Origin of the sequence: Curtobacterium sp. DN_7.5, assembly GCF_022655355.1 — a bacterium.
GTDB lineage: Bacteria > Actinomycetota > Actinomycetes > Actinomycetales > Microbacteriaceae > Curtobacterium > Curtobacterium luteum.
The window spans coordinates 1,022,117-1,041,861 of record NZ_CP093378.1 but is presented as its reverse complement, the minus strand read 5'-3'; the positions used below and the strand labels follow the sequence as shown (position 1 = coordinate 1,041,861).

18 protein-coding genes and 2 tRNA genes are annotated in these 19,745 nt (G+C 71.8%); 5 read left to right on the top strand and 15 right to left on the bottom strand.

Translation table 11 applies throughout. The features are described from left to right. Window positions 1-34 precede the first annotated feature (34 nt). Both MON03_RS04945 and MON03_RS04940 read right to left on the bottom strand, forming a co-directional pair. Window positions 35-111: transfer RNA gene (locus MON03_RS04945), tRNA-Pro, on the bottom strand. 139 nt (window positions 112-250) lie between these two features. Continuing rightward, on the bottom strand, window positions 251-526 hold the full coding sequence (locus MON03_RS04940) for a hypothetical protein (protein ID WP_175327431.1): 276 nt from the start codon (window positions 524-526) through the stop codon (window positions 251-253). A gap of 54 nt (window positions 527-580) precedes the next feature. On the opposite strand from MON03_RS04940, the gene MON03_RS04935 reads away from it, so the two are divergent. Beyond that, a tRNA-Gly gene (locus tag MON03_RS04935) sits at window positions 581-654 on the top strand. Window positions 655-703: 49 nt separating this feature from the next. Here MON03_RS04935 and MON03_RS04930 read toward each other — a convergent pair. From MON03_RS04930 to MON03_RS04900, 7 genes are all read right to left on the bottom strand, one after another. After that, on the bottom strand, window positions 704-994 hold the full coding sequence (locus tag MON03_RS04930; RefSeq protein WP_242090851.1) for a DUF1905 domain-containing protein: 291 nt from the start codon (window positions 992-994) through the stop codon (window positions 704-706). Between the two features lie 209 nt (window positions 995-1,203). Next, window positions 1,204-2,163 carry an endo-beta-N-acetylglucosaminidase H gene (locus tag MON03_RS04925; protein WP_242090849.1) on the bottom strand — a complete coding sequence of 320 codons (960 nt, stop codon included), beginning with the start codon at window positions 2,161-2,163 and terminating at the stop codon, window positions 1,204-1,206. A gap of 85 nt (window positions 2,164-2,248) precedes the next feature. Continuing rightward, window positions 2,249-5,278 (bottom strand): alpha-mannosidase, encoded by a 3,030-nt coding sequence (locus tag MON03_RS04920; RefSeq protein ID WP_175327434.1) that lies wholly within the window; start codon window positions 5,276-5,278, stop codon window positions 2,249-2,251. 91 nt (window positions 5,279-5,369) lie between these two features. Then, window positions 5,370-6,704: a glycoside hydrolase 5 family protein gene (locus MON03_RS04915; protein WP_242090847.1), complete on the bottom strand. Its 1,335-nt coding sequence runs from the start codon at window positions 6,702-6,704 to the stop codon at window positions 5,370-5,372. Beyond that, entirely contained in the window at window positions 6,704-7,696 is a 993-nt protein-coding gene (locus MON03_RS04910) for a carbohydrate ABC transporter permease (protein ID WP_242090846.1), read from the bottom strand. The genes MON03_RS04915 and MON03_RS04910 overlap by 1 nt, the downstream gene beginning before the upstream one ends. Further along, window positions 7,693-8,565, bottom strand: coding sequence for a carbohydrate ABC transporter permease (locus tag MON03_RS04905; protein ID WP_242090845.1), 873 nt, complete (start codon window positions 8,563-8,565; stop codon window positions 7,693-7,695). Before MON03_RS04905 ends, MON03_RS04910 begins: the two co-directional genes overlap by 4 nt. Beyond that, window positions 8,565-9,845 (bottom strand): ABC transporter substrate-binding protein, encoded by a 1,281-nt coding sequence (locus tag MON03_RS04900; RefSeq protein ID WP_242090844.1) that lies wholly within the window; start codon window positions 9,843-9,845, stop codon window positions 8,565-8,567. The genes MON03_RS04905 and MON03_RS04900 overlap by 1 nt, the downstream gene beginning before the upstream one ends. Window positions 9,846-9,955: 110 nt before the next feature. Between MON03_RS04900 and MON03_RS04895 the strand changes: the two genes are divergently transcribed. Both MON03_RS04895 and MON03_RS04890 read left to right on the top strand, forming a co-directional pair. Then, window positions 9,956-10,993, top strand: coding sequence for a LacI family DNA-binding transcriptional regulator (locus MON03_RS04895; RefSeq protein WP_242090843.1), 1,038 nt, complete (start codon window positions 9,956-9,958; stop codon window positions 10,991-10,993). A 140-nt stretch (window positions 10,994-11,133) separates the two neighbouring features. Next, on the top strand, window positions 11,134-11,286 hold the full coding sequence (locus MON03_RS04890) for a hypothetical protein (RefSeq protein WP_175327439.1): 153 nt from the start codon (window positions 11,134-11,136) through the stop codon (window positions 11,284-11,286). A 75-nt stretch (window positions 11,287-11,361) separates the two neighbouring features. Here MON03_RS04890 and MON03_RS04885 read toward each other — a convergent pair whose 3' ends face one another. From MON03_RS04885 to MON03_RS04875, 3 genes are read right to left on the bottom strand one after another with little or no spacing between them, the layout of a single operon-like run. Then, complete coding sequence (locus tag MON03_RS04885; RefSeq protein ID WP_242090842.1) at window positions 11,362-12,207, bottom strand: EamA family transporter; 846 nt, start codon at window positions 12,205-12,207, stop codon at window positions 11,362-11,364. Window positions 12,208-12,218: 11 nt separating this feature from the next. Next, window positions 12,219-12,881, bottom strand: coding sequence for a response regulator transcription factor (locus MON03_RS04880; RefSeq protein ID WP_022902747.1), 663 nt, complete (start codon window positions 12,879-12,881; stop codon window positions 12,219-12,221). An 18-nt stretch (window positions 12,882-12,899) separates the two neighbouring features. Then, window positions 12,900-14,372, bottom strand: coding sequence for a sensor histidine kinase (locus MON03_RS04875; RefSeq protein WP_242090841.1), 1,473 nt, complete (start codon window positions 14,370-14,372; stop codon window positions 12,900-12,902). A 95-nt stretch (window positions 14,373-14,467) separates the two neighbouring features. Here MON03_RS04875 and MON03_RS04870 point away from each other — a divergent pair, with 95 nt between their 5' ends. After that, on the top strand, window positions 14,468-15,043 hold the full coding sequence (locus MON03_RS04870) for a hypothetical protein (RefSeq protein WP_242090840.1): 576 nt from the start codon (window positions 14,468-14,470) through the stop codon (window positions 15,041-15,043). 83 nt (window positions 15,044-15,126) lie between these two features. Beyond that, window positions 15,127-15,945: an AraC family transcriptional regulator gene (locus MON03_RS04865; protein WP_242090838.1), complete on the top strand. Its 819-nt coding sequence runs from the start codon at window positions 15,127-15,129 to the stop codon at window positions 15,943-15,945. A gap of 117 nt (window positions 15,946-16,062) precedes the next feature. Here MON03_RS04865 and MON03_RS04860 read toward each other — a convergent pair whose 3' ends face one another. Genes MON03_RS04860 through MON03_RS04850 form a run of 3 tightly spaced genes read right to left on the bottom strand, consistent with a single transcriptional unit; the run spans window position 16,063 to window position 19,693 of the window. Next, entirely contained in the window at window positions 16,063-17,721 is a 1,659-nt protein-coding gene (locus MON03_RS04860) for a dipeptide ABC transporter ATP-binding protein (RefSeq protein ID WP_022903247.1), read from the bottom strand. Continuing rightward, window positions 17,718-18,287 (bottom strand): GbsR/MarR family transcriptional regulator, encoded by a 570-nt coding sequence (locus tag MON03_RS04855; RefSeq protein WP_242090837.1) that lies wholly within the window; start codon window positions 18,285-18,287, stop codon window positions 17,718-17,720. Before MON03_RS04855 ends, MON03_RS04860 begins: the two co-directional genes overlap by 4 nt. Further along, the gene (locus MON03_RS04850; RefSeq protein WP_242090835.1) at window positions 18,284-19,693 is read right to left on the bottom strand and encodes a serine hydrolase; all 1,410 of its coding nucleotides are present in this window, start codon (window positions 19,691-19,693) and stop codon (window positions 18,284-18,286) included. Before MON03_RS04850 ends, MON03_RS04855 begins: the two co-directional genes overlap by 4 nt. Window positions 19,694-19,745: the final 52 nt, after the last annotated feature.

Below are 19,745 nucleotides of genomic sequence, written 5' to 3'. Positions count from 1 at the left end.
GATGTACTCCTGTTGGTTGACGTTCTTGTGGACCTGGTCGGGGCGACAGGATTTGAACCTGCGACCTCCCGCTCCCAAAGCGGGCGCTCTACCAAGCTGAGCTACGCCCCGTTTGACTGGGCCAGGGGTGGCCACGCACGCCGGGAGGGCGCATGCGACCCCGATGAGTGTAGCGGTCTGCGGGCGCGCGGTTCCCGGGAGCTGTGGAGCGTCGTGGATCCGTGTTGCCCGGCGCGTCCCTGTGGAGGGATCAGTCCTCGTCGGCACGACGCCGGAGGTCCCGCCGCCACCGGACGCCGACGGCGATCTGCACCGCTGCCGCCGCGAGCACGAGGACGATGCCGAGCACGATCCGCCAGACGTGCAGGAGCGCGTGTGCGGGTTGGGTCTGCGGGTCGCCGAACAGTGCCGGGCGGAGCGAGAACACGACCGCGGCGAGGACGACCAGCACGTACGAGACGACGCGGGACCACCGGATGCGGCGGGCGTCCCGGTCGCTCGGCGGGAGCGTCACGAGGGGTGGCATGTCGGTCGCTGTTCGTCCGCTACGATGATGGGGCTGCGACACGTGCGCGGCCGCGGGGATGTAGCTCAATGGTAGAGCCCCAGTCTTCCAAACTGGCTACGCGGGTTCGATTCCCGTCATCCCCTCCACGTCCAACAGACGCTCCCTCGCCGATCACGGCGGCGCCGATGCCGCGCCTCAGGCGTCGCCGAAGGTCAGCGTCACGTGCGGCACGTCCCCGAGCTCCACGCCCGCACGCCGCCGCTCCGCCGCACGCAACGGCACGAGGTACCCGCCGTCCTTCGGGAAGAGCGACGTCGTCCAGGTCACGGTCCCGATCCGCACCCGCGCGGGGATCACACCCCACCCGTACGTCAGCATCGGCGCGAGTTCGTGGACGCTCTCGGCCGCGTCGGGCGGCACGACGGCGTAGAAGAACGGCGCCGGACCGCGCCACTCGATGACCTCGCCGTCGAACTCGACCTCCACGCGGCGATCGTACGACGTCGGGCGAGCCGATCCACGGATCCGGAGGTGACGGTTTCGGTGCGCGTACCCCGAGGATCGTGCACCGGATCTGCCACGGACTGGAGGAGAGATCACCGTCCGACGCGAGTGGCGGGACGGACGCACCCCGCGCCTCCAGGCCGGAGCAGGAGCCGCGGGGCGCACGAGGCGAGCCGCCAGAGCGACGCGCGTCAGTGGTACGACGCGGCCTGCCCGTAGAGGACCTGCGTGAGCGACGACACGTACGGCGAGACGTCACCGTCCGGCAGGTTGTACGTCATGAAGACGCCGTAGCCGTCGGCCTTCGTGCGCTGCGCCAACGACACCGCCGTCGACTGCGACGTGTTCTGGATGTCGACCGCGGCCGCCGACAGCCGGTCCTTGCCGAGTCCCGGGATCGACGGCGCCGAGTACGTGCCGTAGTACGGGTTCCAGGCGTAGTCGAGCTGCGAGCCGATCGCCGAGCTCGACGACGCCAGGGCCGAGGACGCCGGGCCGATGTCGTAGAACGAGATGGTCTTGCCGGGCATGTCGGCACGGAGCGCGCTGATGAGCCAGCCGATCGACTGCTGGTTCGGCTGTGGGGTGCCGTTCGTGCCGTAGTCGGAGTACTCGTCGTCGAGGTCGACGCCGTCGAGCCCGTACTCCGACACGGTGGCGGAGACCTGGGCGGCGAAGTCCTCCGCGGCGGCCTGCGTCGGGAAGTTCGCGATGCCGGCGCCTTGGTGGTTGCCGAGGATCGACAGCGACACCTTGATGCCCTTGGCCTGCAGCGGCCGGATCTGGGTCGCGGCGTCGTCGAGGGTGCGCTGCACGTTCTCGTTGTTGTACAGGACGGCCTTCGTCCCGTCCCAGTTGATGTTCGCGGCGAAGATGATCGCGACGTCGAACGCGTTGGCGCCGTTCGCGAGCGTGTAGCGGCCGACGTTCGACAGCTGGTCGTTGTTGACCTCGACGTAGGCGATGCTCGTCGGCCCGGACTTCGTCGGGGTGGCGTGCGGCTGCGCGCCGTGGCCGACGCCGTGGTGCGCGCCGACCCCGTGGGCGAGCCCGGTGGGCGACGGCGCCGCCGAGGCGGCGGACGGCACGAGTGGTGCCGCGACCATCGCGGCGATGGCCGCGACGATCCCGAACTTCGTGGACTTCTTCATGGCACTCCTCTTCGAGTGATGAACCGGCCGACGGACGCCGACCGGGGACCGCCGCCGGGGCACCCGAAGCCCCGGCGGCGGGGTCTCAGACGGCCGTCCGCGCGAAGCGGAAGGTCCGGACCTCGTAGGCGTCGACCGGGAACGCCGCGACGCCGTCGGTGACCGAGGCCGCGCCGGGGAGCCCCGCGTCGGGCTCCTCGAGCAACGTGACCTCGACCGGCCCCGACCACCCGCCGTCGACCGCGATGCCGCCGGTCCCCCGACGTCCGGACGGCTCGTACACGCGGACGACCAGGTCGCCCGAGCGGTCGTCCGCGAGCTTCACGCTCGACAGCACGACATCGCCGGACACCTGCACGAGCGGCTCGAACCCGTGCGCTCCCGTGATCCGCCGCACCGACGCGTTCATGACCACGCCGGCCTCCGTGGCGCCGAGTTGGTCCGTCCCGATGACGAGGCCGTACCGGTGCGTCTGGGTGCCCTGGTCGGTCTCCGGGTCCGGGAACCGCGGCGCGCGCAGCAACGACAGCCGGACGGTGGTGGTCACGTGCCCGTCGACGGCGTCGCGGGTGGTGTCGAACCCGTGGATCGAGTCGTTGACGAGCGCCACCCCGAACCCGGGCTCCTCGACGAGGACGAACCGGTGCATCGAGGTCTCGAACTTCGCGGCCTCCCACGAGGTGTTCGTGTGCGTCACCCGCTTCTGCGCGCCGAACTGCGTCTCGGCGACGGTGTGCTCGGCGCGGACGTCGAGCGGGAACGCCACCTTGAGGAACTTCTCGGTCTCGTGCCAGTCCGTCACCTGGTCGAACTCGAGGGTGCGGGACCCGGGTGCGAGGACGATCTCCTGCGTCACGGTCGAGTCACCGAACGCACGCACGACCACCACGCGTGCGACTCCCCTGTCGTCGACCGATGCGTCGAGCGAGGACACCTGGACGAGGTCCTCGACGCGGTTGCGGTAGTACCGGTCGACGTCCCACGCGTCCCACATGTTCGGGAAGTCCTGGTGCAGCTGCAGCAGGTTCGCGACCTGCTCGGGGGCGACCGCCTCGCGGCCGGACGTGAGGTCGACCGCGCTCGTCACGAGTCCGCGGCCGTCGACGACCACGCGGACGAGGTCGTTGGTCAGGACGTACCCACCGTCCCGCTCCGCCAGGGACACGGCGGTCGCCGCCGGCACGTCCGTCGCCACGACCGCGCCCTGCGCGGGTGCTCCGGCCTGGAGGAACGGGGCCGGGTTCACGACGACCGTCGTGTCGCCGGCTCCGGCCAGCGCCGACAGGGCGTCCGCGATGACCGCCTCGAGCCGTGCCGCCGTCTCGGCGTACTTCGCGACCGCTTCGCGGTGCACCCACGCGATCGAGGTCCCCGGCAGGATGTCGTGGAACTGCTGCAGGAGCACCTGCTGCCACAGCGCGTCGAGCTCGTCGTACGGGTAGGCGAACCCCGTGCGTGCGGCGGCGGTCGTGGCCCACAGCTCGGCCTCGATCAGCAGCTGTTCGCACCGGCGGTTGCCCTGCTTGGTCTGGTGCTGGCTCGTGAGCGTGGCCCGGTGCAGCTCGAGGTACAGCTCCCCCACCCACACCGGCGGGTTCGGCAGCTCGGACTTCGCGCGGTCGAAGAACGTGTCCGGGTGCTCCCAGCGGACCTTGGCGCTGCCTTCGAGGTCGGCGAGCCGGGCGGCCGTGCCGGTCATCTCCCGGGTCGTGCCACCGCCGCCGTCGCCCCAGCCGACGGGCGCGATCGACCCCGTGGCGATCCGGTTCTCCCGGAACTGGCTCGCGGCCTTCGCGACCTCCTCGCCGCTGAGCCGCGAGTTGTAGGTGTCCATCGACGGGAAGTGCGAGAACACCCGCGAGCCGTCGATGCCCTCCCAGAGGAACGTGTGGTGTGGGAACTTGTTGACCTGGTTCCACGAGATCTTCTGCGTGAAGAACCACTCGAAGCCCGCACGCCGCATGAGCTGCGGCAGCGCCGGCGAGTACCCGAAGCTGTCCGGCAGCCAGACCCCCTTCGGCCGGATGCCGAACTCGCGCTCGAAGAACCGCTGGCCCTGCGAGAACTGCCGCACGATGCTCTCACCCGTGGGCATCACCGTGTCGGACTCGACCCACATGCCGCCGAGCGGCAGGAACCGACCGGCCTCGACGGCGGCCTGCACCCGGGCGTAGACCTCGGGCCGGTGCTCCTTGATCCACGCGTACTGCTGCGCGCTGGACATGCCGTAGAGGAAGTCGTCGGTCTGGTCGATGAGCTCGGTCATCGTCGAGGTGGTGCGGGCGACCTTGCGGATCGTCTCGCGGACCGGCCAGAGCCAGGCGGAGTCGATGTGGGCGTGCCCGATCGCCGAGATGGTGTGCGCCGACGCGTCCGCGGGTGCGGCGAGGACAGCAGCGAGCGCCGCGCGGGCGTCCGGGGCCGTGGCGGCGACGTGCTGCAGGTCGAGCCGGTCGAGCGCATCGTCGAGCGCCTGCAGGATCCGCATGCGGCGGGGCCCCTCCGGCAGCTGCGCCTGGAGTTCGAGGAGGACCTCGAGGTCGAGTGCGAGCTCGTGCACCTCGGACTCGAAGACGGCGAGGTCCATCCGGCGCGAGGTGTAGAGGCGCTTCGGCGAGGACGTCTCGATGTCGCCCTCGTGCGTGACGAGGAAGGGGTGGTAGTCGAGCAGCACCGGGTTCGACGCGGCCTCGACGAAGAGCTCGACGGTCTCGCCGCCGACCGCTTCCTCGGTGACGAGCACCCACTGGTTCCGGGGGTTGATCGACTTCACCGGGGTGCCGTCGGACAGGTACACGAGTCCCTCGCACTGGAAGCCCGGCATGTTCTTGTCGAACCCGAGGTCGATCACGGCCTCGACGCGGCGTCCGGCCCACTCGGTCGGCACGGTCCCGGTCAGCCGGAACCAGGTCGTGCCCCATGCGGCACCCCAGGTCGTGCCGACCTCGTACGGCTCGAACTCGAGCGCGAGCCCGGACGCCGGCGGGATCGGCTCCCCGGGGAGCTCGTGCCAGGCGGTGTCGAGCGGCGTGGCCGTGGCGTGCACCGCGGGCAGGATCCGCTCGTCGAGGACCCGTCGGGCGCGTCCGGTGGTGAGGGGGATGTCGTCGTGCATGGGGTCCTTCCGGGAGGGAGGGTCGGCGTCGCTGCCGGCAGCGGGGCTGGTGGGTGGTTCGGTCAGGGCATGGTGGCGGGGTGCGCGACGGTCAGGGCATGGTGGCGGGGTGCGCGACGGTCAGGCTGGTGCCGTCCAGGTCGCCCGGCACCTCCACGATCCTCGCGATGCCCCGGGCGCCGCGCAGTGCTCCGTCGGCGAGTCGTGATCGGAGCACGACCTGCGGGCCCCGTCCGTCCGCCGCGGACTCGGCGAGCGCGAGCCAGGCGGCGGCGAAGCGACCACCGGGTGCGCAGTCCGCGCGGGTGCCGTGACGCGGGGTCCCGTCGGGCAGCACGTCATCGAGCACGAGCGCGGTCGACGGGGGCGCCGTCGGCGTCGGGGCCCCGGCGCGGGCGAGCGCCGCGAAGGCCTCACCCGCGGGCTTGAGCGCGCCGTCGTTGGTGAACAGGCCGAGGTCGTACTCGAGCTCCGGGAAGTCCGCGAGGGACCGGGAGACGTCGTGGGAGCACCACCAGGTGACGCCGAGGACGTCCTGGGCGCCGGCGACGTGCCGGATGGTCTGCTCCGTGAACGACGCGGCGTCCGACGGCGGCACGACGTTCGTCGGGGCGCCGACCTCCTGCAGCCAGTTCGGCCGCCCGGGCTCGCGGTTCCAGGCCGCCGCGAGCTGGACGAGGTACTCGCCGTGCCGCACCGACCCCGCGCCGAGCGGCCCGTGGAGCGCCGCGGTGCCGTTGAACACCCACGAGTGCGTGATGGTGGCGTCACCGTGGTCCGCCGCGTGCTCGGGTCCGAAGGGCTGCGCGTCGTCGTACCAGGCCGCGTCGTACTGCGCGACGGTGACCAGCGGGGCGGAGCCGCGCCGCGCCTCCAGGCCGGATGCGCCGGGCCCGCCGGACAGGCCGCGCCGGGCGGCCGCGACCATCGCCGCCGCCCACGCGTGCCCCTGCTCCGCGGTGATGTCGTGCGGGGCGGGGTGCGGCGCGTGCGCGAACTGGTTGACCTCGTTGCCGATCGAGATGCCGAGCAGGTTGGGCCGGTCCGCGACGGCGGCGGCGAGCGCCTCCACGTAGGCGGCGGTGGACGCGACGACCTCCGGGTCGGTGAACATGTTGCGACGGTGCCAGCTGTCGAGCCACGACGGGACGAAGTCGAAGCTGGACAGGTGCCCCTGCAGCGCGTCGACGTTCACGTCGAGGCCGAACGACCCGGCGAGGTCCACGACGGTCGCGACGTCCCGCAGCGCCTGCGGCCGGATGAGCGTCCGGTTCGGCTGCACGACCGGCCACAGCGGGAAGATCCGCACGTGGTCGGCGCCGAGCGAGGCGATCGCCTCGAGGTCGCGGGCGGTGTCGGACGCCGAGAAGTCGAGCCAGGAGTGGAACCAGCCGACGGCCGGGGTGTAGTTGACGCCGAAGCGCATCAGCCCTTCACTCCGCCCTCTTCGACGCCCTTGAAGAAGAAGCGCTGCAGGACGGCGAAGATCACGGCGATCGGGATGAACGCGATCATGGTCCCGGCCGAGATCATCCGCTGGTCGGTGGCGAACGTGCCCTGCAGGTACTGCAGCCCGACGGTGAGGGTGAGGTTCTCGGGCGACTGCAGCACGATGAGCGGCCACAGGAAGTCGTCCCACGCCCCGATGAACGAGAAGATCGCGATCACGGCGATGGTGCCCTGCACCGCGGGGAGCGAGATGTACCGGAGGCGCTGCATCGCGTTCGCGCCGTCCATGACCGCGGCCTGGTCGATCTCCTCGGGGATCTGCCGGAACGCGTTGAACATGAGCAGGACGTTGAGCGCCGCGATCATGCCGGGCAGCGCGACGCCGACGAGGTTGTCGGCGAGCCCGAGGTCCTTCACGGTGACGAACTGGCTGATGATCGTGGCCTCCCCCGGCAGTACCAGGGTGGCGAGGAACAGCCCGAGCACGACCTTGCGGAACCGCCACTGCAGGCGGGCCAGGGCGAACCCGGCGAGCGTCGCGAACACGATGTTCCCGAACACGTCGATCGCGGCGACGAGCAGCGAGTTGCCGATGTACCGCCAGACCGGGATCGCCGCTGCCACCTTGAGGTAGTTCTCGATGGTCGGCTCGGAGGGGATGAACGACGGGTTCGCGGTGTAGATGTCCTCGCCGGCGCCCTTGAGCGACGTCGAGAACTGCCACAGGAACGGGCCGATCGTGATGAAGAGGACCACGACGAGCAGGACGTAGCGGACCACCTTCTCGCGGGTCGACATCACGCCCCAGACGACGCGGCGCCGTCGACGGCCGTCGCCGTCACGTCCGTCACGTGCGTTCGGCCTGGAGGCGCGGTGCGCATCCGTCGCGCCGGTCACGTCCGGCGCGGGGGCGGCCGCGCCGGCGGCGCCCCCGATCACCGGCTCGGTGGTGTTGGTCGTGTTGGTCACTTGTCGGCCTTGCTGTTCATGCGGGCGAGGGCGAGCATCGGGACGAGCGTCACGACGAAGAGCAGGAGGCTCAGGGCGGACGCGTAGCCGAGGTTGCCGGTGAAGCCGCGGGCGTACTGCTGGATGAGCATGACGAGCGAGTTGTCCTGCCCGCCCGGCCCGCCGGTGCCGTTGGTGAGGATGTAGAGCTCGCTGAACACCCGGAGCGCGCTGACGCACACGAGGATGCCGACGAGGGTCATCGTCCCGCGGACGCCCGGCATCGTGACCGACCAGAACCGCCGCACGGCACCGGCGCCGTCGAGCGCGGCGGCTTCGTGGAGGTCCTTGCCGACGTTCCCGAGGGCGGCGAGGAAGATGATCATGTAGTACCCGAGGCCCTTCCAGACCGTCAGGCTGATCGCGCTCACGAGCAGCAGCCACCGATCGGTGAGGAACGGGATGCCCACACCGCCGAGCGCCTTCACGATCTCGTTGACCACCCCGCGGTCGTCGAGGATCCAGTTCCAGATGAGGCCGACGACCACCGCGGAGGCGATGACCGGCGTGTAGTACGCGGTCCGGAAGAACGCGATGCCGGGGAGCTTCTGCTGCACGAGGACCGCGATGAGCAGGGGCAGCACGGTCAGCAGCGGCAGGCAGATCGCCATGTAGATGACGCTGTTGAGCAGCGCCTCCCACACCTGCGGATCAGCGAGGAGGGTCTGGAAGTTCCTGACGCCCACCCACTGGCTCACGCCCCCGAGGGGGCTGGCGTTCGTGAACGACAGCCGGACGGTGTTGATCGACGGCCAGAGGCTGAACGCGAGCAGCCAGACGAGGGCCGGCAGGACGAGCAGCCAGGGCGTGAACCAGCGGTTGGCGCGCATCAGCCGTTGGCCAGGAGCGAGTTCATCTTCGTCTGCGCCGTCTGGAGCGCCTGCTCCGGCGAGACCTGGCCCTTCATGGCGAGGGCGATCTGCTGGTCGAGGAAGTCCGTCATCGCGGAGTTCGCCTCGACCGGGTTGAGGACCTTCGCCTGCTTGAGCGCCTCGTTCGCGAGCACGCGGGCCTTGCCGTTCACGGTGCCGTCGTCCTTCGAGAAGTACGGGTCGGACTGCGACGACGTGGTCGACGGGAAGATGTTGACCAGGTGCGCGAAGGCCTCCTGGTTCTTGGCGTTCGTCATGTACTGGGCGAAGGCCTCGGCCGTGGCGAGGTGCTTCGACTTCGACGAGACGGACAGGCCCTGCACGTACAGCGGCGGGGCGTCGAGTGCCGGGCTCACGGTGACGTTGCCCTTGAGCGACGGGTTGTTCTTCACCATGTCGGACAGTGCCGTGGCACCACCGGTGGTCCAGGCGACCTTCTGCTGCGTGAAGAGTGTCGAGTTGCCGAGGTAGTCGCTGTTCAGCACGTTCGACGGCATGTAGCCGTCCTGGTACGCCTCCTTGTAGCGGCCGATGAGGTCGGCGGCCTTCGAGGAGTCGGCGAAGGTGAACTTCGTGCCGTCGCTGTTGAGCACCTTGACGCCGGCGAGGGTGAAGTCACCGAGGCCGGGCTTGCGGCTCATCAGGTAGTCGTCCGGGCACTTCTCGTGCATCGTCTTCGCCTGCGTGAAGAGGTCGTCCGTGGTCTTCGGCGGGTTGTCCGCGTCGAGGCCGCACTTGTCGAACATGGACTTGTTCCAGTAGTCGACGTCGGTGTTGAGGTACCACGGGTACCCGTACGTGCCGTCGAGGCCCTTGTACTCGTACGAGTCGAGCGCACCGGAGACGTAGGTGCTCGCGAGCTTGCTGTCGTCCTTCGACACGTCCTGGAGGAACCCGCGCTTCGCGAGCGGCAGGGCGATGTCCGGCGGGAGGTTGATGACGTCCGGCAGCGTGTTCGACGACGCCTGGCTCAGCACCTTGTCCGCGTAGCCGTCGCCGGGCTGGTCCTGGAGCTTGACCTTCGCGTCGGGGTGCTCCTGCTCGAACCCCTTGATCACGCCGTCGAGGTAGTCCGTGTAGGTCGGCGTGAGCGCCCAGGTCTGGAGCGTGATGGTGCCGTCGATCTTCCCGCTGCCCGCGCTCGCCGCACCGCTGCCGCTCGAGCAGCCGGTCAGGACGAGTGCTGCGGCGGCCGCGGTCGCGAGCAGGCCGAGGCCGGTGCTCCGCGTTCGTGTCATGGTCCTCATGGGGTGTGACTCCTTCGTCATCGTGCTCAAACGGTTCAGTTCCTGTCGCCGAACCACCGCGTGGCAGCGACGATGCACGACTAAAACGCTATAGTCAAGGCGTGCCCCCGAAACGCCGGACGACGATCGCCGACATCGCAGCGCGTGCCGGGGTGTCCATCAGTGCCGTGTCGTTCGCGCTGAACGACCGCCCCGGGGTGTCCCCCGAGACCCGGCTCCGGGTGCAGGAGATCGCCCGGCAGCTCGACTGGCAGCCGCACACCGCTGCCCGGGCCCTCGGCGGTGCGAAGGCCGGGTCGATCGGCTTCGTGCTGAACCGCCCCGCCCGCACGCTCGGGACCGAGTCGTTCTTCGGCGACCTCATCTCCGGGATCCAGCTCGGGCTCGCCGGGACCCACGTCGGCATGAACCTGCTCGTGGCCCGCGACGCGGAGGAGGAGCTGGCGACCTACCGCGACTGGTGGCGCGGACACCGGGTGGACGGCGTGATCGTCATCGACCCGCGGCGCGACGACCCCCGGCTCGCACTGCTGACCGAACTCGGGATGCCGACGGTGGTCGTCGGCTCACACCCGTCGCCCGCGGGCTCCGCTCCCACCGTCTGGATCGACGACTCGGACGCCACGGACACGGTGCTCCGCTACCTGCTCGCCCTCGGCCACCGGCGCATCGCCCACGTCGCCGGTCGGCCCGAGTTCGAGCACACCGCGATGCGGATCGAGCGGGTGCGGTCCTTCGCGGCCGCCGGCGACCTCGACGACGCCCTGTCCGTCCCGACCGACTACTCCGCCGAGGCCGGGGCCCGGGCGACGCGCGAGCTGCTCTCCCGGCGGGAGCGCCCGACGGCGATCGTGTACGACAACGACGTGCTCGCGGTCGCGGGGCTCGGCGTCGCGAGCGAGATGGGGGTGGCCGTCCCGGCGGACGTCTCGATCGTGTCCTTCGACGACTCCGCGATGGTGCGGCTCGTCCGACCCGCGATCACCTCGCTGACGCGCGACACGGTCGAGCTCGGGCAGCGGGCGGCCACGCTGTTGCGCGCCCAGATCGACGCGCCGGCGCCGTTGCCGTCGCTGCCGGGACCGGCGCTGACGCTCAGCGTCCGGGAGTCCACGGGGCGGGTCGGAGCCGCGTCCTGACGGGAACCGGAGTCCACACAGCGCACTGCGTTGACTTGTGCGGACATCACGAGGATCGTTTACGCCACACCGGTACTGCAAGTAACTCGATGATCGAGACTTTCGATCACGCGACCAACGTACTGGGAGGAGGCACCACCATGAAGAAGAATGAGGTGCCGTCCTGGGTTGCTCACGTGCTCACCCCGCCCGAGGTCATCTCGGCCTACGTCGAACGCCGGGTCAACGATCCGTCGCTCCTCTCGGGTGAGTCGTCGGAACCCACGTACGCGGACTTCCTCCGCGACGAGTAGGCGGGTCTTCCCCGGACTGGAGGCACGACCCGCGTTCCGTCCGCACGGAACGCGGTGCGGGCCTCCAGTCCGAGTTCAGGCGCGCCTGCGGCGCGCCGACAGGGTCACGCCCACGCTCGCGGCCGTGACGCATGCGAGTGCCCCGACCTCGAGCACCGAGAGCCCCTCCGCGAGCACGACCAACCCGGCCAGCGCCGCGATCGCCGGTCCGAGGCTCTGCAGCACGCCGAACACCCGCGTCGGCATCCGCCGCAGCGCGAGCATCTCCAAGGCGTACGGCAGGACGCTCGACAGCACCGCCACCGCGGTGAACACGAGCAGGAGCGACGGGTGGTCGCCCACGCCGCGCACCGCCTCGCCGAGACCGAACGGCAGCGCGACGACCATCGCCACGAGCATGGACACCGCCAGGCCGTCCACCCCAGGGATCGCCCGGCCGACGTGCCGGTTCATCACGATGTAGCCCGCCCAGCACCCCGCGGCGAGGACCGCGAACACGACGCCGGAGACCGAGGTCACCGCCGACGGCCCGACGCCGAGGAGCACCACCCCGACGAGCGCGAGCGCTGCCCAGAGCGCGTCTCGCCAGCGCCGCGTGTGCACGAGGGACAGGGCCAGCGGACCGAGGAACTCGATCGTCACCGCCACGCCGATCGGGATGCTCGCGAAGGCGACGTAGATGCAGAGGTTCATCCCGGCGAGCGCCACCCCGAGCGCGACCGCCCCGGTCCACTGCGCACGGGTCCAGTGCCGCACCCGCGGGCGGACGACGAGCGCGAGCACGACCGCGCCGATGACGAGCCGGAGCGTCGCGGCCCCGACCGACCCGACCTCGTCGAAGCGGGTCTTCGCGATCGCGGCGCCGAGCTGCACGGAGACCATCGCGGCGAGGGCGAGGAACGGGGCGGGAACGCGAGTCACGAGGGCGTGGCTCAGCCGAGGTAGGCGAGCACGGCGAGGACGCGGCGGTGGTCCTCCCCCGTGTCCTCGAGCGCGAGCTTGCCGAAGATGTTGGAGACGTGCTTCTCGACGGCCCCGGTGCCGATCACGAGGGCCCGCGCGATCGCCGCGTTCGTCCGCCCCTCGGCCATGAGCCCGAGGACCTCGCGCTCCCGCGGCGTGAGCGCCGCGAGCGGGTCGCGGCGTCGGCTCATGAGCTGCGTGACGACCTCCGGGTCGAGGACCGTGCCGCCCGCCGCGATCCGCCGGACGGCGTCGTCGATCTCCTCGAGGCGGGTCACCCGGTCCTTGAGCAGGTAGCCGATGCCGGTGGCGCCGGCGGCGAGGACGTCCTCGGCGTAGGTCGCCTCGACGTACTGGGAGAGCAGGAGGACGCCGGTGCGCGGACTGACCCGACGGGTCTCGACTGCGGCCCGGACTCCCTCGTCGGTGAAGGTCGGCGGCATCCGCACGTCCATGACGACCACGTCGGGTGCGCCGTCGGGGAGGGTCCGGAGGAACGACTCCGCGTCGGCGTACTGCGCGACGACCTCGATCCCGGCCTCGTCGAGCACACGGGCCAGCCCCTCTCGGAGGAGCACGGCGTCGTCGACCACGACGGCCCGGATGCGTGCTGCACCCGGGCCGTCGCTCATGCCGACGATCCTACTGGCCTACCGGTGCACGGTCGGGACCCCGTTCAGCGCTCCGAGCGGGATGCGCGCGGTGGCCTCGGTCGGGCCGCCGTCCGGGCTCGACACCGTCAGTTCGCCGTCGAGGGCGCGCATCCGGCCCATCAGCCCCGCGATGCCGTGGCCTTCCTCGGCGCGGGCCCCGCCCCGGCCGTCGTCGGTGACGCTGACCGTCAGGTACCAGATCCCGGAGGCGTCGACGACGAGCCCGAGGTACACCCCGGCGGTCGAGGCCCCGGCGTGCTTCGTCGTGTTGGTGAGGAGTTCGCTGACCGTGAAGTAGACGTTGCGCTGGATCTCCGTCGCGAGTTCGAGCCCGTCCGGCAGGCGGACCTCGAGGCCGACCGGGATCGGGGTCCGTGCGACGAGGGCCTCGAGCGCTGCGACGAGGCCGCGGTCGAGGAGGATCGGCGGCGCGAAGCCGCGGGACAGTGCGCGGAGCTCGTCGAGGGCGTCCTGCGCGTGGGTCGAGGCCTCGCTGATGAGCTGGCGAGCCTTCGCCGGGTCCGTGTCGATCGCGCGCTCCGCCGCGGAGAGGTCCATCCGGAGTCGGACGAGCCGTTGCTGGGGCCCGTCGTGGAGGTCGCGCTCGATCTGCCGGAGCGCCTGCCCCTCGGCGGTGACGGCGCCGGCACGAGAGGCCTGGAGGCCCGCCACGCGCTGCTCGAGGACCTCGGCGCGGAACCCGCCGAGGAGGCCGTGGTCGATCCACCAGTGCACGATGACCGAGCCGCGCGCCCAGAGCGGGAAGAGTGCGACCGAGGCCGCCATCGACAGCAGCCCGAGGAACCCGAGGGCCACGATCGAGCCGCTCGTGATGCCGCCGTAGTAACCGGCGGACACGCTGTTCAGCAGCCCGAGCCCGCCGACGGCGATCGGCCAGGTGAAGCCGAGCACGAGGAGCGCGCCGGCACTGACCGTGACGAGCGCGGCGATCGGGTACACGACGGCGGCGTGCAGCAGGTAGAGCCAGTAGTGCGGGTTCGCGACCGCCGAACCGGTGCGGGTCCACCAGTTCTGCCGCCAGCGCGGCGTCCAGTCGACCGGGCGGATGGGCCGCCGGTCCGCCCACCCGATGCGGAGCTTCTCGAACTGCCCGAGCCACCGCGCGACGAACAACGCGATGAAGAACATGAGCAGGACGAACGGGTTGAAGAGGTCGCGGAAGCCGCCGCCGAGGACCGCCGCGGGGAACGCCGCGTAGAGGGTGCAGAGCAGCACCGCCGTGAGGGCCATGTAGCCGACGTCGCGTGGCAGGCGGCGCCAGGCCTCGCGGTAGAAGGCGCCAGCGGTCATCCCGGAGCCGGAACCGTTGCCGGTCGCGGCGACCCGCGGGGTCCCCTGCCAGCCGGGTGGCGGGGTCGGCTGCTCGGGCATGGGTCGTGTGGCTCCTGTCGGCAGCGATTCGTCGAGCGGGACGGTCTCGGCCTGGTCGAGGCGGGCGGTGTCGGTCATGACACCAGCCTCGTACCGGGGCCGTCGTCGACCCATCCTGCCGTCTCCCGGACTCGGGGTGGGGTTGTCCCCCCGTCCGGGCGTACGCTGCGGTCATGCGCAGGAGCACGGGGGAACGCTGGATCGCACTCGCTGCCGTGGTCGCGGCCCTCGCTCCCGCGCTGTCCGGCGTCCTGCAGTCGACGATCGTGTTCGTCCCGCAGACCTGGCTGGTCGCGGGCTCGGTCCTCGGTGCGCTCGGGGCCGGGGTGGTCCTCGTGGCGGCCTGGCTGACCCGTGCTCGGGCGACGGTGACCTTCGCGCTCGCCACGCTCCTGTCCGCGGTGTCGTGGCCCGTCCCCGGGATCGTGGGGTCCTTCGTGTCGCTCGTCGCGATCGTGCTGCTGTTGGCGTTCGGCGTCCAGGTGGTCCGCGGTTCGTCGGGCTTCCGACGGGTCCTCGGGTGGGTCGTGGCCGTCGGCGGCGTGCTGCTCGTCGTGTCGCACTTCGCCCTGAGCTGGTTCGCTCCGCTCGCGGCGGTGTCGCAAGCCGCCCTGGACCTCGTCGTGCTGGCACCCGGCGTCGTGCAGGCCGTCACGTACGCGGCGGCAGCGGTCCTGTTCCTGCCGCCGCTGGTGCGTCCGGTGCGGGACGGTGTCCGGACACTCTGGTCGACCGCCGACGTCCGCTGACGGCGGTCCGCGCCCGCTGACGCCTGTCCACAGGTCGCCCGTCGAGGGCATCGGGGCCGTTCGTGCGCTGACAAGCTGACGGGGTGTCCGACGCGCTCCAGGCCCTCATCGAGATCGCGGGGCTCCGGTGCTCCTTCGGCCGTTCGCTGCTGTCCGCAGCCCCGGACTGGACCCTGCACCTCGACCCGGACGTCACGGCGTGGGTCGTGACCCTGCACACGCCCGTCGTCCTGCACCGCGCAGGTCGGTACTGGGTGCTGCACCCCGGGGGCGCCGCGATCCTCCGCCACGGCGCCGCGATGAGCGTCGGGACGTCGGCGGAGGTGCACGGCCCTCCGGTGGACGACGATCCGCTCTGGCCGCGCCCGACCGGGGTGACGGTCGGCTCGGTGGCCCTCGGGCCGCTCGCCGATGAAGCGCTCGCCCTCCCCGTGTTCCTGGAGACGCAGCCGTCCGGGTCGCCGGAACCCTCGGTGGTCGCGGCCGCCCGCGAGGTGGACAGCCTCTCGGTCCGCTGGGCGCACGCGCAGGCGGATGCGCTCGCACTCCTCGTGGTGACCACCGTCCTCCGGCACGGTCCCCCGCCGGTGCTCGCGGCCGACAACAGCCTCGGCGCTGTCCTCGACGTGCTCTTCGACGCCACCCGGGCGGTCCCGGTCGCGGAGCTGCTCGCCGTCACCGGGGTGTCGGAACGCACACTGCACCGCCGGTTCCGGGAGGCGACCGGGTGTTCTCCGGCGCAGCTCGGCCGCTGGTACCGGGCGCTCGCCGTCCGCGCGGCGCTGCTGGCCGGTGACGCTCCGGACGCGGTGTCGGACCGGCACGGGTACGCCTCGGTGTCCGCTATGCGGCGATCACTCGGACGGGTCCGTGCCCCGGACGGACATCCATCACCCACCTGACGCAGATCGTCCTCGTCCGTGGCAGTTCCGGTGCGCCGACCTCGGGATCCGCGAACCGGAACTGCCAACGGCAGGATCGATCGTCGCCTCGCGATCCGCCGGGCGTGGACGAGGAGCTCAGGAGGCCAGGGACGCGAGCCGTTCGGCGCGACGGGCGGCCTGTTCCACGGGGTCCGGCACGGGTGCGGCCTGGACGAGCCGGCGCGTGTACGCGTCCTCGGGACTCCGGAGGATCGCGTCGCGGGTCCCCTGCTCGGCGACCCGCCCGTCGTGCAGCACCACGACCCGGTCGCAGAGGGTGTCGACGACGGCGAGGTCGTGCGTGATGAAGAGGCACGCGAAGCCGAGGCGTTCCTGGAGCTCGCGGAACACGTCGAGCACCCGGGCCTGCACGGACACGTCGAGGGCACTCGTCGGCTCGTCGGCGACGAGGAGCGCCGGGTCGAGCGCCACGGCGCGGGCGATCGCGACGCGCTGGCGCTGTCCGCCGGAGAGCTCGTGGGGGTACCGCTCCGCGAAGCCGCCGTCGAGCCCGACGTCGGCGAGGAGCCGCTCGGTCCGCTCGGTGACCTCGGCAGCCGGCAGGCGCAGGATCTGCCGCAGCGGCTCGGCGACCGTCTGTCCGACCGTGTAGCGCGGGTTCAGCGACCGCAGCGGGTTCTGGAACACCACGCCGACGCGCCGACGCATGGCCCGGCGCTCGGAGCGGCCCGCGGTGGCGACGTCGGTGCCCTCGACGACGACGCTGCCCGCCGTGACGGGGGCGAGGCCGACGGCGGCGCGGCCGATCGTCGTCTTGCCGCTGCCGGACTCGCCGACCAGCCCGACGATCTCCCCACGCCCCACCGTGAACGACACGTCGTCCACCGCGCGGAAGCGTCCCCGGAGCGCACCGCCGTACTCCACCACGAGGTGCCGGACGTCGAGGACCGGGGCTGGGGTGAGGCGCGCCTCCAGGCCGGCACCCGTGTCCGCGCCCGGGACGGAGGCTCCCAGGCGGGGGACGGCGGCGAGCAGCTCGCGCGTGTACTCGGCGGTGGGCGTCGTCAGGACGGCGACGGCGTCGCCGGACTCGACGACCCGGCCGCGGCGCATCACCACCACGCGGTCCGCGAGGTCGGCGACGACGCCCATGTCGTGCGTGATGAGGAGGATCGCGGTGCCGGTGCGGCCGCGGAGCGCACGCAGGACGTCGAGCACCTCGGCCTGGACCGTGACGTCGAGGGCGGTGGTGGGTTCGTCCGCGATGAGCAGGTCGGGGTCGGCGGCGAGCGCCATCGCGATCATCACCCGTTGGCACTGGCCGCCGGAGAGCTCGTGCGGGTACTGGCCGAGCCGACGCTCGGGTTCCGGCACCTCGACGGAGCGCAGGAGCTCGACCGAGCGGGCGCGGACGGTGGCGCGGTCGAGTCCGGCCTCGGCGCGGCGCACCGCCTCGGCGAGCTGGAAGCCGACGGTGAAGACGGGGTTGAGCGCGGCCGACGGGTCCTGGAACACCATCGAGACGCGGCGTCCACGGACCTCGCGGAGGGTGCGCTCGTCGGCGCCGAGGACCTCGAGGTCACCGATGCGGATGCTGCCCGTCGCGCGGGCACCGTCGGGTGCGATGCCCATCGCCGTCATCGCGGTCATGCTCTTGCCGGAGCCGGACTCCCCCACGACCGCGACGACCTCGCCGCGCCCGACCCGGAACGACGCGTCGTCGACGGCGCGGACGGTCTCGCCCTCGACGTCGAACGTGACGGTGAGGTGCTCCACGGACAGGACGTCGCTCATCGGGTCTCCGATCGGTCGGTGCGGTCGCGGTCGGCCTTGAACGCCTCCCACTCCTCGAGCATCGTGAAGTGGTGCCCGCGGAGCCACTGCATGTAGTCGCGGCCGTTGCGGAGGCGCTCGCGGACCTCGGCGTCGACGTCGCCGTCGGCGGCGTGCCCGCCGGACTCGACGATCGCGAGGCCGCGGCCGATGATGTCGCGCTGGCGGTCGAGGTAGCGGCGCTCCCCGGCGAGCCACGAGCCCCAGACGTCGGCCTCGGCGCGGAAGTAGTGGCTGCGCTCACCGGGGACGGTGTGGCGCTTCACGAAGCCGCTGTCGACGAGCCGCCGCGTCGCCATCGAGATCGAGCCCGAGCTGGCGCCGAGGGCGGTCTGCAGGTCGGACGAGGACGAGTGCGGGGCACGGGTCATCATGAGGTAGCCGAGCACGCGGGCGTCCGTGAGCGGCATGCCCGCCATGTCGCTGAACATGAGTGCGAACTCCTCGACGAACGCCTGCCGTGCGGGTTCGAGGACGACGTCGCTGCGTGCCTCCGCCCGGAGCGCCTGGCGGTCCCCCTCGCTCACGCCTCGACCCCGGCGGCGACGGCGGGCGGCTCGACCGGGACGGACCAGGCGGTGAGGCTCATGCCGCCGCCGGCGCGGATGCCCGTCGCGGTGCCGTCCACGTCGCGTGAGTAGGTGACGTCCTCGTCGATCGAGCCGAAGCGGTTGCCGTGCGTCATCCGCAGGGTGTCGGCGTCGACCACCTCGAGCCGGGTGGGCGACTCGAGCGGGGCGGGCGCTGCGGGGTCGATCTCGAGGAGCCGGTCGCCGACCAGCGCGATGTCGGTGACGCCCCACGGGTTCGCGAAGCGTCCGGTGAAGGTGGCGGGGTCGACGCCGTCGGGCACGGGGGCGCCGGGTGCGTCGTCGGCCGCGGCGCGGTCGAGGAGTTCGACGATCGCGGTGGCGATGAGCGTCGCGGGTCCGGCGGCGGCGCTGGTGAGCACCGACACGACGAGCCCGGACGCCGGGTCGAACAGCGACTGGGTGATGTGACCCGGGAAGCCGCCGGAGTGGCCGCGGACCTCGCGTCCGCCGATCCGGTCGACGACGAAGCCCGCGCCGTAGCCGCGGTCGGCCGGGTCGTCGGTGGCGCTCCAGGCCTTGCGCTGTGCGAGCCGCTTCGAGTGGTCGCTGAGGAGGGCGCCCTGCCCGATGACGTGCTGCGAGAAGTACCGCACGAGGTCGCCCGCGGTGCCGTGGAAGCCGGTGGCGGCGGCCATCGCCCGGGTGTCGACGTGGTCGATGCGGTGTCGGCGGCGGTCGGTGTGCAAGCCGGTGTAGCCGACCACGAAGTCGTCCGCCCGCGTGGGGTCCCAGTCCGGGCCGGTGTTCCGTAAGCCCAGCGGCTCGGTGATCGCCTCGCGGACGAAGTCGTTGTACGTCGTACCGGAGACCGCGGCGATGACGAGGCCGAGCAGCGAGTACCCGAGGTTCGAGTAGTTGAACGAGGACCCCGCCGGGACCTTCTGGCCGCGGTCGAGGACGAGCGCGAGCAGCTCCTCCTCGTCGGGGAACGGGCGCGCGAGGGACCAGTAGTCGCCGTCGTGCCCGTCGCGGATCACGCCGGCGCCCATCTCCATGAGCTCGCGGAGGGTGGCGTCGGCGAGCGGGGAGCCGCCGTCGGCGAGCGCCGGGACGTACGTGCCGACGGTGTCGTCGAGCCGGAGGGCGCCGCGCTCGGCGAGCAGCAGGAGCGCGGTCGCGGTGAACGTCTTCGAGTGCGAGGCGATCCGGAAGAGGTCGGTGGTGGTGAGTCGCCGGCCGGCCTCGACGTCGGCGTGTCCCCAGGCCTCCTCGAAGAGGACCTCGCCCGCGTACCCGATGGCGACCTGCACGCCCGGGACGCGGAGTTGCCAGACCTTGTAGGACACCCAGTCGTGGATGTAGGGCAGGGTCTTCCGGTACGCGGCGAGGGTGTCGGTCACTGTGGGTGTCCTTTCGAGGGGCGGTGGTGACGAGTCTGACGGCTGCCGGCCG